This window comes from Prolixibacteraceae bacterium, assembly GCA_019856515.1.
Classification (GTDB): Bacteria; Bacteroidota; Bacteroidia; order Bacteroidales; family Prolixibacteraceae; genus Halosquirtibacter; species Halosquirtibacter xylanolyticus.
Window position 1 is genome coordinate 2,629,635 of the sequence record CP082230.1, and the last position, 16,150, is coordinate 2,645,784.

General features: G+C 37.0%; 9 protein-coding genes and 3 tRNA genes. 6 read left to right on the forward strand and 6 right to left on the reverse strand.

From position 1 onward, the window contains the following. The first annotated feature begins 491 nt into the window (after nucleotides 1–491). Complete coding sequence (locus K5X82_09410; GenBank protein QZT35552.1) at nucleotides 492–1,925, forward strand: CCA tRNA nucleotidyltransferase; 1,434 nt, start codon at nucleotides 492–494, stop codon at nucleotides 1,923–1,925. Here the strand turns inward: K5X82_09410 and K5X82_09415 are convergent. From K5X82_09415 to K5X82_09425, 3 genes are read right to left on the reverse strand one after another with little or no spacing between them, the layout of a single operon-like run. Next, nucleotides 1,922–2,947, reverse strand: a complete 1,026-nt coding sequence (locus K5X82_09415; GenBank protein QZT35553.1) for a hypothetical protein — start codon at nucleotides 2,945–2,947, stop codon at nucleotides 1,922–1,924. The genes K5X82_09410 and K5X82_09415 overlap by 4 nt on opposite strands. Beyond that, entirely contained in the window at nucleotides 2,898–4,313 is a 1,416-nt protein-coding gene (locus K5X82_09420) for a hypothetical protein (GenBank protein ID QZT35554.1), read from the reverse strand. Before K5X82_09420 ends, K5X82_09415 begins: the two co-directional genes overlap by 50 nt. A gap of 12 nt (nucleotides 4,314–4,325) precedes the next feature. After that, the gene (locus K5X82_09425; protein QZT35555.1) at nucleotides 4,326–5,519 is read right to left on the reverse strand and encodes a DUF1343 domain-containing protein; all 1,194 of its coding nucleotides are present in this window, start codon (nucleotides 5,517–5,519) and stop codon (nucleotides 4,326–4,328) included. Between the two features lie 139 nt (nucleotides 5,520–5,658). On the opposite strand from K5X82_09425, the gene K5X82_09430 reads away from it, so the two are divergent. Then, nucleotides 5,659–8,484, forward strand: a complete 2,826-nt coding sequence (locus K5X82_09430) for a serine hydrolase (GenBank protein QZT35556.1) — start codon at nucleotides 5,659–5,661, stop codon at nucleotides 8,482–8,484. Nucleotides 8,485–8,537: 53 nt separating this feature from the next. On the opposite strand, the gene K5X82_09435 is transcribed toward K5X82_09430, so the two are convergent. Further along, complete coding sequence (locus K5X82_09435) at nucleotides 8,538–8,900, reverse strand: hypothetical protein (GenBank protein ID QZT35557.1); 363 nt, start codon at nucleotides 8,898–8,900, stop codon at nucleotides 8,538–8,540. Nucleotides 8,901–9,338: 438 nt separating this feature from the next. Between K5X82_09435 and mutS the strand changes: the two genes are divergently transcribed. The 4 genes from mutS (at nucleotide 9,339) to K5X82_09455 (ending at nucleotide 12,440) form a co-directional block, all read left to right on the forward strand. Further along, nucleotides 9,339–11,960 (forward strand): DNA mismatch repair protein MutS, encoded by a 2,622-nt coding sequence (mutS, locus tag K5X82_09440; protein ID QZT35558.1) that lies wholly within the window; start codon nucleotides 9,339–9,341, stop codon nucleotides 11,958–11,960. Between the two features lie 166 nt (nucleotides 11,961–12,126). Further along, a tRNA-Gly gene (locus K5X82_09445) sits at nucleotides 12,127–12,199 on the forward strand. Nucleotides 12,200–12,214: 15 nt separating this feature from the next. Then, nucleotides 12,215–12,299, forward strand: a tRNA-Leu gene (locus K5X82_09450). A 68-nt stretch (nucleotides 12,300–12,367) separates the two neighbouring features. Then, nucleotides 12,368–12,440, forward strand: a tRNA-Gly gene (locus tag K5X82_09455). Between the two features lie 61 nt (nucleotides 12,441–12,501). On the opposite strand, the gene gldN is transcribed toward K5X82_09455, so the two are convergent. Together gldN and nagB are read right to left on the reverse strand one after the other, a co-directional pair. Then, complete coding sequence (gene gldN / locus K5X82_09460; GenBank protein ID QZT35559.1) at nucleotides 12,502–13,335, reverse strand: gliding motility protein GldN; 834 nt, start codon at nucleotides 13,333–13,335, stop codon at nucleotides 12,502–12,504. Nucleotides 13,336–13,958: 623 nt separating this feature from the next. Continuing rightward, entirely contained in the window at nucleotides 13,959–15,878 is a 1,920-nt protein-coding gene (gene nagB, locus K5X82_09465; protein QZT35560.1) for a glucosamine-6-phosphate deaminase, read from the reverse strand. Between the last annotated feature and the right edge of the window lie 272 nt (nucleotides 15,879–16,150).

Below are 16,150 nucleotides of genomic sequence, written 5' to 3' on the forward strand. Positions count from 1 at the left end.
AAGTAATAAAGAGGTATCGCTCTCCCAAATAGCTTGAGAGTGTAGATAGGTTCATGAATATATCCAACTATTGATTGACAGTAGAATAAAAAATAGTCTTATGATATTATCACCATAGAATATTCATCTATTTAACATTTTTGATGAAGCAAGTATCTTTGAAGTATCCTTGAAGTATCAACAAACTACGAAGGAAACCTATGTCAATCCACTTTCCGTTATCTGTTTTAACGACAATTCATTATTGAATGTCTTCAAGAACCCATAACTTGCATGTATCAACCATCATTACTTACAACAATGAACACCTTCAAGATGTATGGAGAGAGCATGCCCTCTTGAAAGAAGTTTCAAAGTAAAACCTATCAAATAATTAATTCAAAATATAAACCAACAGGGTATGTTTTAAGTTATACTTTAGGATTGAATGATTATTTATAACTTTGCAAAGAATTAGAAGCATCTGCTTCCTCATCAATTAATAATAAACAATGAATCTAAAATCATATTTAGACCATCATATATTTCATGCTATTTCAGAAGTCGCCGATAAAAGAGGATTAGAGACTTATGTTATTGGAGGGTACGTAAGAGACCTTATTTTACATAGACCATCTAAAGATATCGATGTAGTTACCGTAGGAAGTGGTATTGAATTGGCACAAGAAGTTGCAAAGAAATTTGGACCTAAGGTTAAAGTTAATGTCTTTAAAAGTTATGGAACTGCCATGATTCGCATTCGCGAAAACGAAGTGGAATTTGTTGGAGCAAGAAAAGAGTCATATCAAAGACATTCACGTAACCCGATAGTAGAGGATGGGACTTTAGAAGACGATCAAAAGAGAAGAGACTTTACCATCAATGCACTTGCTCTCTCTCTAAACAAAGAGACTTTTGGAGAGCTAGTCGATCCTTTTGGTGGCTTAGAGGACATGGAAGACCAACGCATCATCACCCCTTTAGAACCTGGGATAACATTTTCTGATGATCCATTACGAATGATGCGAGCAATTCGATTCGCAACCCAATTGAATTTCGATATTGAAGAGCATACGCTCCAAGCCATTGCTGACAATGCTTCACGTATCGAAATTGTATCAGGTGAACGTATCATGGACGAAATGAATAAGATCATCCTGTCACCAAAACCATCCGTAGGCTTTAAGCTATTGGAATCGACAGGTCTATTAGCTCTTATTTTTCCCGAACTTCAGGAGATGAAAGGACGAGAAGTGAGAAATGGTATCGGACATAAGGATAATTTCTTTCATACTCTTGCGGTGCTTGATAACATTTGTGCCCATACTGATAACCTATGGTTACGTTGGTCTGCAATACTTCATGATATTGGCAAACCTAAGACCAAACGTTTTCATCCAAAGTTTGGATGGACATTTCATGCACATAATCATGTAGGAAGTAAAATGGTTCCAGCCATCTTTAAACATTTAAAACTTCCGCTGAACGACAAGATGAAGTATGTTCAGAAAATGGTATTTCTTCATATGCGTCCTATCATTCTTTCTGAAGAGATTGTAACGGACTCTGCTGTTCGTAGACTACTGTTTGATGCTGGAGACGATGTGGATGAACTCATGACATTATGCGAAGCTGATATTACCTCTAAAAACCCAGAGAAAGTAACAAAATACCTTAAAAACTTCACCATCGTTCGTGAGAAACTTAAGGAACTTGAAGAGCGCGATGCCATTCGAAACTTTCAACCACCTGTTTCAGGAGAACTTATCATGGAGTGTTTCCAATTAAAACCATCCAAAGAGATTGGAATGATCAAAGTAGCAATAAAGGATGCTATTTTAGATGGTGAAATTCGTAACAACTTTGAAGAGGCCTTTGAATTCATGAAGAAAAAGGGGATTGAATTGGGACTCACTTTTACTGAGCCCAAAGAACATACAAATTAAGGAGTATATCGAAACGTTACATATACAGGAAGGTGGTCACTAAAACCACCTTTCTGATATCTATACCCTATATAGGTCCTAAAAGGTTTTACCCCTCCATATTTAGTCTCTGATGTAAGAACAAACGGTGGATTAAAAATACCACTATCTTCCACACTAATTCTATCAGGCAGGCGCTTCCACAAAAAGATTAAATCATAAAGATACCACCGCTCATGATAACGAAGAGAGCCTGGGTGTGTCTTATCTCTCTTCACCAAAGATTCAAGAACACCTTTAGATGACAGGCTATTTTTAACATAGGTAACATTCCTACTTTCGGGCTCCATATTAAAATCTCCTAGCCATATATGGCATAACGAATCTTGATACTGAAGCATCAATGAGGATAAAAATGTTACACACTCTTTCCTCTCTTTTTGTGACTTACGAACACCTGAATAGTTTGATGGCAGGTGGGTAGCCCATAGATGAAATGTAAAGTGATGCCAAGTGAAAATAGGGTGAACCACTTCTCGATATGCCCTCCTTTCAGATACGATAGTAACAAACGCAAGAGAATCAAGCCATATATCAGTTTTTCGGTATAGGATAGCTACATCAATACCTCTAGGATCAGGACCATCACGATGTACTATTTCATATCGTGCTCCTTTTAACAGTGGATGGTAAATGAGATCTTTTAAGACCTTCTTATTTTCAACCTCCGAAAGACATATAATATCGGGGTAAGCATGAGGGAAAACAGCAACTAAAACCTTCGCGATCTGATCTATCTTATGGTAATATTTAGTATAAGACCACCTTCTGTAATGAGACATGGTAAATTCATCATCCAAAGTGTTTGCATCATCCTCTGGATCAAAAAGGTTCTCCACATTATATGAAACAACTCGTAGTAAAAAAGGATCAGACTCCTGAGCTACACCCCAAAAGGGAACCACCATACAGATTAAAGTAAAACAAAACCAGCTAATCTTCTTTTTTAGGTGGTGCCATCCAACGATAACAACCCACATCATAAATACCATTCTGACCTCGAACAATACCGTCAAGATCCACCAAGATGTTTGGAACTTGATATTTGCCCAGACCTCTAGCAAGAGAGCCCTCCGATAGATGATAATTTGGTTCACTTGTATCCTCAAATGTTTTTCTATCACTTACAACGGAGCCACTAATTTGTTCATTCTCTAAGCCTAATAATTTAAAATTAGTCTGTAATAAACAATGTTCAAAACGAACAGAGGCCTTTCCTGATGGGCTACTTCTTATCTCCACCTCATTCATAAAAGGACCATCTATAACTGAATTAGTCCATACAATATGTTCAAAATCGACACCACCAAGGTCACTCTCAGCATCAAGCTGATCGGTAATCACCAACGAAGGGTCTGTTCTAAACCCATTGAAACCATAGCTCTTATAATTTGCTACAGTACAAAAATCAAACGTATAGCTTCCTCCACCCTCTAATAAAACGGCATAATAACGTACATCAGCAATCAAACTGTTTCTCACATCTAAAGTTGCATTCTTTGCATGAATCCCAGCCCAAGTCATATTCTTTGACACTGCATGGTCTATCATAGCTGAACTATTCTCATCAAAAATAAAGCCACTCTTTGCATTCCCCACTTCACACCATGATATTTTATTATCTACACTTGTCGATTTAAAATGAATACCTTCCCATTGATTAGGTACCGAAATATAGTTTGTATCAACATTAGAGCTATATAGCTTCACAAGATGAGAAGAACTCCCCTCGATCTTCAAACACCCTTCCACATCAATACCTGTATTCAGATCGAAATATAATCTCACATCCTCAGGTATTACCAACTCTTTTCCTAAAGGAACAGATACTTGATTTCTTATTAAATAAGGCATATCTGAGTTCAACCTTGTCACACGATTCTCAAAAGTAGGCATCGACTGAATATTTTGATTCCACCCTTGTAAAACCACCTTCGCACTTCCGGCATCCGACATAAATTGAATCCCATCTTCTTTGAGAATAGGTTTTGATCCTTTACTTGCAACAAAGTTGGCTCTAATAAAAATAAATAGGCTATCCTTAGGAAGAATAGATATATCCTGAAATTCATTCCCATTACCCCCATCCACATTAATATGAAATGGGGATGCTTCTCCTCCAATCAGCTTTACTTGATGCAAAAGAAGATTTCTTTCCGAAGGGTTATAAACCTTTAGAGTATACACTTTGGAGGCGCGTTCAGCAAATAGCGTGTCCACAGAAATAGTATCATTAGAGAACCTCATTTCACCTTGACTAAACCCAACTTCATCATTCATTTTACACGAAGACAAAGCTGCAATGCCAACCACCAAACATACGATAAAAATACGCTTTAAATAATACACAATATTAGACTCCTACTTTTCTGGATATAACAAATATTTATCTCTTACCTTCTTATAACGAGATAAACCCGAACTATATTTCTTTTTCCATTCATCAATTGGCAACTTATTTTGTAGAGCCACCCTCACCCAGTTATCCCCGACAAGTAAGTCTAGCCATTTAGGTCTATCCACAAAATCATCTACTGTTGAAAACTTTTGTGACCATTGATAAAAATAGGAGAACGTAAAATGATCATATGGTTGTTCATCACGAATCTTCTCTCCAAAACATCGTTTCCCCTCTTGTTTTGGATATTTTGACACATGAGGAGTCGAAACAGGAGTAAACGCATATGAGCCATAATTCTTGTTTGGATAACCAATCACTTGAAACGGAAAATCAGTTCCACGACCAATACTAACTGTTGTAGCTTCAAAGAAACATAGAGATGGGTACATCCTTATCGCTTTATAGTTTGGTAGGTTAGGTGACGGTGCAATAGGTGGAATATATTTCAGACTATGCGTATAATTTAAACAGGGGATGACTTCTAAATCGAGCTTCTCTGATAAGTTAAACCACTTTTCTCCTTTATACATTCGTGCCAGCTCACCAACAGTACAGCCATGAACTACTGGAATAGGCGCAATACCTACAAATGAACGATATTTCATATCCAGAACAGGCCCATCCACATAATCTCCATTTGGGTTGGGTCTATCTAGTACGATACACTTCACATTATTCTCAGCACAAGCCTCCATCACATAAAATAGGGTGGAGATATAGGTATAGAATCGACAACCAACATCTTGAATATCAAAAATACAAACATCAATATCTTTCATTGATGATTTCGTCGGTTTTCTATATTTCCCATATAAAGAGAAAATCTCAACTCCACTTCTTAAGTCCACTCCATCCTTTATCTTAGCACCATCACTATGATCGCCTCTAAACCCATGCTCTGGAGCAAAAATACGCTTTATCTTTATCCCCTTCTCTTGTAAAAGATCAACGAGATGTTTCTCTTTAACATATGAAGTATGATTAACGACCATAGCTACACGCTGATTCTGCAGTGCATCAACATACCTCCCGAAACGTTCCGCTCCAACGTATATCCCTTCTTTATCACGCCCTTGACAGGAGGAAATGAAGAACATAAAACAAATTACCAACGGAACCACATATCGGTTATTATTTTTTATTCCTACAATCATATTTTTAACTTGTTTTTATCTTATTAATTAACAAAATTTGGAAGACCAATTGCAAACACACAACAACATATATTAACGCACATGAAGAAACATTTCTTATCTCGTCATGGTTAAGTTAATACATTAAATCCTATAAACGATGAACACACATATTTTTCCATATATCATCACATTACTCCTTCTCTCGTTTTCGCTCTCGAAGCCATTAACAGCATCCACTGAGAAAGAGAAGGCATCTATGTCAATTACCAAAGAGCAAAACAACAACCCTGTTGAGAATGTATTTATGCTAGACATGTCAACAGACACACTATTTCAACAAGGGTTATCTATTGTCAGCAAATACAAGATTGGAGGAGTACTATTAGGAGAGAATCATATCGATGCTCTATCAAAAAAGATAGAGCAGATACATAAACGAATCTCACATCCCATTTTTATTGCGGTGCTTGAGAACCCAAACCAACCCCTTGTCAAGTTATCTTCTGAAAACATCAATAACATCGTAGAAGACTCTATTGCCTACTACTATGGTTCACTCCAAGGGCAATACCTTCAGCAGATAGGTGCAAACATGTATATATCTAGAGCCCTCTCTCATCATCAAAACGCTCAACAACTATTGGCATCTCCGAATATCTCAAAGCCCCACTTAGCAACTCTTCATAAAGAGATCCTATTTTGGGAAGGACTACACAATTCACACATCGTAGGTATTAAAGAGGTGACAGAAACATTTCATATAAACAAAGAGAGCAACCTAAGCCTGCTTGAAAAAAGATACAAAGAGATACACCATCCCAAGGAGCAAAATAGATGGAAGGGAACATACTATAACTATAAAAATAGTAAAACACAACAAAAGACAATCCAATCTCTTCTTCACGATCCAATCCACTTTAGCACATATAGCTTTATGGATTTAAATGATATTGCGAGTATCAACTCAAGATCGCTACAAAAACATCTTGCACTAGAGTCTATCATGGATGGCAATGAAATGGTTCTAATTAAACCGAATCAATGGAAAATCGTTGGCAAAGTAACCCAACGTCTATTTAAAGTTGCGGAGTCTACATCGAGCTTATCTGCAACTCAGAAAAATATGTTCGAGCTATATAAATGGAGTAAATCAGGCAATACCATTCCGAAGAATAGACTCGACAAAATACAAGATGTTTTTGCCCAACACTTCTATCAAAAAAGCATTGTGCTCTTAAAAGATGAAAGCAATAACATCCCTACAAATAATTTAGGATCAACTCACTTTACCTCAATTTCGTTTGAGATAGATTCATTAGAATCTTTTACAGAGAGGTTAAAATCATATACTCATATTGAAGAATTTAAAATAGATGATAAAATAGAGTCTAAGGAGGTCGATGAGTTTTTAAAACACCTTCCCACCAATACACAAGTCTTTTTATCCATTGGAAAGAACATGGTGTTCAGTTCAAAAAACATCATCCTATTAAACAAAATACTACACCACAAACAAGTACAACTAGTATGGTTTCGTGGAGCCTCTCTTCTCTCTACAGACTTTAATATTAATAAAGTAAAAGGTGTGATCATTGCACCCTCAACCACCACCTTGGCACAAAACACTACTGCCCAGTCAATTATGGGAGCGAACAGAATTGATGGAATACTTGCAAAATCACTCTCTAATGAGTATCCCATAGGCTATGGACTCGTAAGAGATGATATGGGAAGATTGGGATTTAACACCCCAGAGTATGAACAGATCGATTCTGACAAACTACAATCTAGAATTGATTCACTCGCACATTTAGGTATGACAGAGAAAGCATATCCTGGATGTCAAATTCTTATTGCGAAGAACAATAAGATCATTTTTCACAAAACCTATGGATATCACACTTACAAGAAACAATTTGCAGTAAAAAAAGATGATATTTATGACTGGGCTTCCATCACGAAAGTGGCAGGACCTACCATTCCAATTATGCAACTGTATGAGAAGAATGTCATATCTCTAGATGTTCCATATGCAACATATTGGCCTATGTGGCAGAACTCAAATAAAGAAGAAATTTCTTTACGAGACATCTTAGCACATCAAGCCCAACTGAAACCATATCTTCCACTTTGGAGTAATACATTGGACAGAAATGGGAGGTATAAGAAATCTATAATTCATCATAAGAAGTCAAAGCACTTCAACTTGAAAGTCTCACCCAACCTATACATTAAGAATAGTTTCAAAGACACCATATTCTCAGAAATCACTCAATCAAAACTCCTAGGTCATAAAAAATACACCTATTCAGGTTTGGCATTTTTCACATTCCCTCGTATGATTGAGCTAGTGACACATCAAAGCTATGAGAAATATCTAAGAGACTCCATCTATAGGCCTCTAGGTGCAACCACTGTTACCTATAACCCTTATAAATATTTTGCCCATAATAGGTATGTTCCTACAGAGAACGATCAATTCTTTAGAAAACGTCTTATTGTTGGATATGTACACGATGAAGGAGCCGCATTAATGGGAGGAGTCTCAGGTAATGCAGGTCTATTTGGAGATATCGTAGACTGTGCCAAGATATTCCAAATGTTCTTAAACGAGGGGACATATGGAGACAAGAAATTTATCGAGCCTTCTACAATAAAAGAGTTTACTAGATGTCAATTTCCTGAAAATGAAAACCGTAGAGGATTATCATTCGACAAACCACTGATAGATAATTCCGACAAAAGTATTGACGAATGTTACCCTGCGTATGGATGTTCAAACCAAAGCTATGGACATGGTGGCTTTACTGGAACATTTGCATGGGCTGATCCCAAAGGCAAATTACTTTTTATATTCTTTTCCAATCGCGTATACCCAACGCGCAAGGATAAGATTCTTTACGAACTCAACCTGAGGCCACAGATACAACAAGTGATCTACAACTTAGTTGATTCTGTGGATTATAAAAAGGAGTTGAGCTAAACCAAAGCTTCAGTTATTCAACCACGGCGTCATAAAGAAGGACAATCTTGAGATTAGAAGGTCCTTCTCTCTTTTACGTTTGCATCTCTTGTCGAGACATAAGTCTTCTTACGTTCTCTCTTCTTCTTAGGACAGTCTACTGCTTTAAGAATAGCATCGATCTCTTTTACAAAATCTCTATTCTCTTTTGAATACCACCTTACCTCAAAGAATCGTGTATTCTTTTGATCAGGTAACTCCTGCTCCTCTTTTTGATATGTGAATGAGACATCCGGAAACTTCTCTGTATGCAATTTCTTTACATCATACCCTACTTGCATCATTTGCTTCTTTGTAGGTAATAAACGTGCACGTACCATTCGTTGATATATGGTAAAATGAGTCTCTTCGGTAACGGTAATTTTTTTCTTTTGCATGTTTTCTTAACTATTACTCCAAATAATCCATCTATTTATGGACTGGAGATTAACTGATCTAACTAAATCCATTTAGTCCAAACTATAGAACGATAGGCTAGGTATAATACTTGTTGATTCATCTTCATCTCTTGCAAACGATATGATTATAAGAGCTTTAAACCATAAAATATGATTCAATAATCAACACCCAAAGATCATGTTTGGATGCACTTTTTATTATTAAAGCAATGAAATTAATAAATTTAGCATATATTATTACACGAATATAAATAAAAATCGCACTTTATTCGTTATGTTAATATTTATACCCCTCTATTAACAGTTATTTATCAACATTTTTCTCTCTAAACTAGCCTGAGAACAAACCTCGAACGGTAATATTCCTATAACATTTATATCTTTGTTCTAAGGTAAGATTTTTAAAATTAAGAGACGTTGGCAAAACAAAAAAAATATGTCGAAACGCCTTTGATGAAACAGTACTATTCCATCAAGGCCAAACATCCTGATGCAATACTCCTTTTCAGAGTAGGTGACTTTTATGAAACTTTTGGAGAAGATGCGATTAAAGGGGCATCTATACTTGGGATCACATTAACCAAAAGAGCCAATGGAGCAGCAAGCTTCGTGGAACTTGCAGGCTTCCCACACCACTCACTAGATGTCTATCTTCCAAAGTTAGTTCGTGCAGGACAACGTGTTGCGATTTGTGAACAACTTGAAGATCCTAAAACAACAAAGAAGATTGTTAAGAGAGGAATTACCGAACTGGTTACTCCAGGAGTTTCTATTGACGACAATGTTCTGAACCATAAGGAAAATAACTTCCTAGCATCCCTCTATTTTACCAGACAAAGTATTGGGGTATCCTTCTTAGATATATCCACAGGAGAGTTCCTTGCCGCTGAAGGCGATAAAAGCTATATCGACAAACTTATCAGCTCTTTCAAACCTAAAGAGATTCTTTTCCCCAAAGAGGCGAAAGAGATGCTTAAAGATGTTGGAGCTGACGCATTCTACACTTATGGTCTTGACGATTGGGTCTACAACTATGATAACTCTTTAGAGAAACTCACAAAGCATTTTCAAACCAATAACCTCAAAGGATTTGGTATAGATACACTTCATACAGGTATTATTGCTGCTGGAGCCATCCTATGTTATCTTGATTTGACCCAACACCATCAAGTACAACACATCTCCTCTATCGCTCGAATTGAAGAAGATAAATATGTATGGCTCGATAAATTCACAATCCACAACCTAGAGTTGTTTGGCTCTCTTCACGAAGGAGCAAAAACACTTATTCACATCCTCGATAAAACCATTACTCCAATGGGGGCAAGGATGATGCGCCGATGGGTAGCGCTACCTCTTAAAAATGTAGAAGCAATAAACCATCGTCTTGAAGTGGTGAAAGAGATGTATTCCAATGATGGACTACAAGATGAGATCGACTATGAGCTTAGAAAGATTGCCGATCTTGAGCGTATTATATCGAAAGTAGCTGTTGGGAGAATCAACCCTCGTGAGGTGGTCCAACTGAAAAATGCTCTTGAAGCCATAGAGCCAATTATTGCTTATTGTAAGGCATCAGGAAACGAAACGCTTCAGTCCTATGCCGATCAGCTTAATCCATGTACTGCGATTAAAGAACGTATCTCTAAAGAGATTGTAGCGGAACCACCTGTCCTTCTAAACAAAGGAAGTGTTATTGCAGATGGCATCTCTGATGAGTTAGATGAACTAAGAAGCATTGCATTCTCTGGTAAAGATTACTTGCAACGCCTACAACAACGCGAAAGCGAAGAGACTGGAATTCCATCATTAAAGATTGGATTCAACAACGTCTTCGGGTACTATATTGAGGTACGTAATACCCACAAAGATAAAGTACCAGAAACATGGATACGAAAACAGACACTCGTTAGTGCTGAAAGATATATCACAGAAGAGCTTAAAGAGTATGAGTCAAAAATTCTTGGTGCAGAAGAGAAAATTGCTCATCTAGAACTAACACTTTACAACAAACTTATATTTGCCCTTTCTGAATATATTCAAGCCATTCAGCTTAATGCCAATATTCTATCCTGTATCGACTGTTTAAGCTCATTTGCTAAGGTTTCAACCGAAAATGAATATAACTGCCCAGAAGTAAACGACACTCTGATTATCGATATCAAAGAGGGAAGACACCCTGTGATTGAACAACAGTTACCTATTGGAGAGAGCTATATAACAAACAATATACGTCTCGATAATAACGCGCAACAAATTATGATGATTACAGGACCTAACATGTCGGGTAAGTCAGCACTATTGCGTCAAACAGCATTAATCACACTAATGGCACAAGTCGGGTGTTTTGTCCCTGCATCGGAAGCTAAGATAGGGGTCGTAGACAAAATATTTACCCGAGTGGGCGCTTCTGACAACATCTCTATGGGAGAATCAACATTCATGGTAGAGATGAATGAGGCAGCTAGCATTTTGAACAATATATCACAACGTAGTCTCATCCTATTTGATGAACTAGGGCGTGGTACAAGTACCTACGATGGTATTTCCATTGCATGGTCTATTGTGGAGTATATCCACCAAATGAAAGATATTAGAGCCAAAACACTTTTTGCGACACACTATCACGAATTAAACGAGATGGAAACTAGTTTTGAGAGAATCAAAAACTACAATGTCTCTATCAAAGAATCAGGCAACCAAATTATCTTTCTACGTAAACTCGAAAGAGGTGGTTCAAACCACAGCTTTGGTATCCATGTAGCCAAATTAGCTGGAATGCCTAAAACGGTTGTCGATAGAGCAAATAAAATATTAGTTCAGCTTGAGAGTAAAACCAAGGAAGATGTTTCAAATGAAAAAACAACCTCTTCTGTGCCTTCAAATATGGAAGGAGACTACCAATTAAGCATTTTTCAACTAGACGACCCTGTCCTCGAACAGATACGAGAACAAATAAAAAACACCGATATCAACAATCTTACTCCCATGGAGGCACTAAACAAGCTCGATGAAATAAAAAAAATTTCAGGTTTATAGTACATCCTATTTTTTTGATAATGAATAGAATCATAAGGACTACTCAAATTAAATTCGAGATAGTCCTTATTTTTTTTGCTCTCAACCTTTGGCGGAAAGGAAATATGATATATATTTGCAACGCCTTTCAAGAGAAAGACGTTCTTTAAAACACTGAAATAATAATGCGAAAATAGCTCAGTTGGTAGAGCACAACCTTGCCAAGGTTGGGGTCGCGAGTTCAAGTCTCGTTTTTCGCTCTTTAAAAGTATTACGCTCGAATGGTGGAATTGGTAGACACGTTGGACTTAAAATCCAATGATCATCGCGATCGTGCGGGTTCAAGTCCCGCTTCGAGTACTGCTTTTTTAATTACAATTTCTGTATAAGATAGCTTTCGTGTTAATAGAGAGTTATCCTTATTTTATGCGAAAATAGCTCAGTTGGTAGAGCACAACCTTGCCAAGGTTGGGGTCGCGAGTTCAAGTCTCGTTTTTCGCTCACTTAAAAAGCCGAAAACATTGTTTTGTTTTCGGCTTTTTTGGCATTATACCCAGAAGTACTAATACTCCCAAACATCCTGCTCCCAATTAAATATCTCATTTTCGATTCGCTTAGCCTCTTTTAATGCATACTCTCCTTTTGCATACTGAATAATAAATCTATTATCATACTGATTGGCCTCTCCAATAATATAGGCATCAAACCTTCGATTAATGAACACATCATCAAAGCTCATACTTCTAGCTTCATTATAGGGATTAAAAACCATTCTTTGGCATAGAAGATTTCGCGTCTCAGGGTATTCAACCCAAAAAGTCAACTTCTTTAATAAATTCTGATTTGGATAGAGAGGATCTTTTGGATAGATCAAAATAGGACACAAAGCCTCGATACGAACTTCCATTATCGAACTCTGTTTATTAAAAAACCAAACCTCCTTTACCATGATCTGTTTTACCAAAGTAAAGTCTAGATTATCTTGATAATTATAATCATCTGGAATACTATCTGGACTCATCGTATTCGCAAAACCAGGCTGCATACTACTCACCAACTCACCCCACGTCATAGGCTCACTAAAGTCACCTGGAGACTCCCCTGGCTTAAATCCAAGATATTCACCATTCTGAATCCCCTCAATAAGACACGAGACTAAATTTTTTCTTGTATCGATAGGCTGGGTTGGAAAATATAGATTCTGATTCATTCTTTCTCTTAAATCTATAATTCGCCATAAAGTCTTTTTCCAAATCACATCTGCCTCTCTCACAGTTGGTAATTTCGATGGCTTTCTCTGCTCTACAGTCACCATCCGTAATCCAGACTGTGCGTAGATCGAGAAGGCTCCAAACATGGTAAAAAGAAATACAAATAAAGTGATACATCGTTTCATTCTATGGATCTTTTTTAATAGGAACGTTTCTTTAACGATAGTAAAACGCAGCAAAACCACATTTTATTATACAACTCATTTTCAGTCAATAACAAGAACGCCCTGTGTGTTCACATGTAAATTTACGTTTCATAAGGATATCTCTTAAGATAGCAATAATTTCTCATAGAACTACTATTTCTATGCAGATATACACATATCACGACAAGAGAAACCTCCATCATGGCGAAACAACCCCCTTAGAGAAACAAAAACAGAAAAATAAGCCAATTGTACCATACACTCCATTTTAGCCCTCCACAGGACTAAAAACAAGGAAATACAGAGTTCGTATTCAATTTATTATATCAACTATATTTTAAAACGAACAATAGAAACTTACGAAGAGATCTTGTGTAAACAAGGCAAAAAATAGTAGTGTCGTTTTTACCTACGATGAAATGCATTCACAACACATAAACAACATCTAACATGAAGATATCGTCTATCTAAATATATAATTGACATTTCACTCCCCAACAAAGAGCATACCAATTTAGTTAAAACGAGAAAGGAGACCATTCTCAAAACTGAGAACGATCTCCTTAAATCACAAAAACGAAATATGTTTACTTAACCTAAAATTACTTTCTAAAATCATATTTAGCGAATACTTCCATCGCCTCATACTCTGCCAAACCTAGTTGGTCATACAACTTAGCTGTAGCATTATTACGATCACGTGCTCTTTCCCAGAATTCACGCTTATCTTCACCTGGGAATAGTACGTTATCTTTCTGAGATCCGTGACAGTAGATCGCTTTGATCTTACCATCCATTTCACAAGGACTCAAAGGAACTGCCATATCTACATCAGCAATATTCCACTCTGCCCATGCTCCACGATATCCCCAAAGAACACAATCTTCTAACCACGCTTCTCCTTCAAGTTGCTTCAATGCACCAATTAAAGCATCAAAACAAACCCCATGAGTTCCGTGTGGATCAGCCAAGTCAGCGGCAGCATAAATCTGATGAGGCTTCACCTCTTGTAGGTAATTTACAATCACATCAATATCAGCTTGCGACAATGGCTTCTTTTTCACAGTACCTGTCTTATAGAAAGGCATGTCTAAGAAAGTCACCTTATTCTCTGGAACACCTACAAACTCATCTGCGTTTAGTGCTTCCAAGCGACGAATCAATCCTTTAATCTCTAATGCTTCTGGTGAATCAAGATCTTCTGGCTTACGATTCTTGATGATCTCAACAATCTTAGCTAACTTATCTTCTGCGATAGATTCTCCACCACCAAAAGCACCATTAAACATCTTAATAAACTTAGCATAACGAAGTACATCCTCATCCGATACCGCGATATTACCTGATACATGGTATGCAACATTTACATCGTGACCTTGAGAAGCCAAACGGATAAATGTTCCTCCCATAGAAATCACATCATCATCAGGGTGAGGAGAGAAAACAACCACTCTCTTACGTGCTGGTTCAGATGGTGCTGGGCGATGAGAATCATCAGCATTAGGCTTTCCACCTGGCCATCCTGTAATCGTATGCTGTAGGTCGTTAAAGACCTTAATATTTATGTTATATGAATTACTACATGCCTCTAATAGGTCACGCATTCCATATTTTATGTAATCTTCATCTGTAAGTTTCAACACAGGCTTTTTCACTTGTAGTGCCAACCATGTTACTGCCTTACGAATCATTCTGTCTGTCCACTCGATATCTCCAAATAACCATGGAATCTCTGTAGTAGCCAAATCTGTTGCTGCCTCATTATCCAAAACATATTGAACATTTGAGTGATACTGTAGATAAGTTGCTGGAATTAAATCTGTCACCTCATCCTCAATTGATCTCTTTACAATCGCAGCTTTATTCTCACCCCAAGCCATCAATACAACACGCTTAGCATTTAGAATAGTACTTACTCCCATTGTAACAGCCTCTTTAGGAACACCGGCTTCACCACCAAAATCTTTAGCAGCATCTTTGATCGTGATTGGGTCCAATTTAACTCTACGAGTCAATGAGTAAAGACCTGATCCTGGCTCATTGAATCCAATGTGACCAGTACGACCAATTCCTAGAATTTGTAGATCTAATCCTCCGAAAGAAGCAATTTTAGCTTCATATTCACGACAAAAATCTACCACTTCATCTTCTCCTAAACTTCCATCAGGAATGTGTACGTTCTCCGACTTAATATCGATATGATCGAAAAGATTCTCATGCATAAAACGCACATAGCTATTCTTATCAGCTGGCGCCATCGGTAAGTACTCATCCAAATTGAATGTAACAACATTCTCAAAGCTAAGTCCCTCTTCCTTGTGCATACGAACTAATTCAGCATATACACCTAGAGGTGTAGATCCTGTTGCCAATCCCAAAACGAATGGCTTCTCTTGGGTAGCCTTCTTACGAATTAAGTTTGCAATACGCTTAGCTACTGCTACCGATCCTAAACTTTTATTCTCAAATACAGAAGTTACAACATTCTGATATTTTTGCTTGAGTTGGTTAATTTCTCTCATATCTAATTCTATTTTAGAAGATATATCTTTTTAATTATTTCTGCTCTACTCAAATGCACAATGCAATAAATTGCACTAATTACATATTGATTACATTACAAAAGTAGGACAGATCAAAATAAAAAAAAATGGCTGAAGCATAAAAAAACACAAACACTTCGTTAAAACAGAAAAACAAAAGAGATAAAAACCTAATAACCAAGAGTATAATATTAAAATTAATCAAATGTTTTTTTCGACAACAAATACGTATATCAATGCAATTTATTGCA

Excerpts from the sequence above, each read along its gene's own strand:
- K5X82_09435 (QZT35557.1), bottom strand. The coding sequence starts at position 8,900 with ATGCAAAAGAAAAAAATTACCGTTACCGAAGAGACTCATTTTACCATA.
- K5X82_09425 (QZT35555.1), bottom strand. The coding sequence starts at position 5,519 with ATGATTGTAGGAATAAAAAATAATAACCGATATGTGGTTCCGTTGGTA.
- K5X82_09410 (QZT35552.1), top strand. The coding sequence starts at position 492 with ATGAATCTAAAATCATATTTAGACCATCATATATTTCATGCTATTTCA.
- K5X82_09415 (QZT35553.1), bottom strand. The coding sequence starts at position 2,947 with ATGATGTGGGTTGTTATCGTTGGATGGCACCACCTAAAAAAGAAGATT.
- gldN (QZT35559.1), bottom strand. The coding sequence starts at position 13,335 with ATGAAACGATGTATCACTTTATTTGTATTTCTTTTTACCATGTTTGGA.
- K5X82_09430 (QZT35556.1), top strand. The coding sequence starts at position 5,659 with ATGAACACACATATTTTTCCATATATCATCACATTACTCCTTCTCTCG.
- nagB (QZT35560.1), bottom strand. The coding sequence starts at position 15,878 with ATGAGAGAAATTAACCAACTCAAGCAAAAATATCAGAATGTTGTAACT.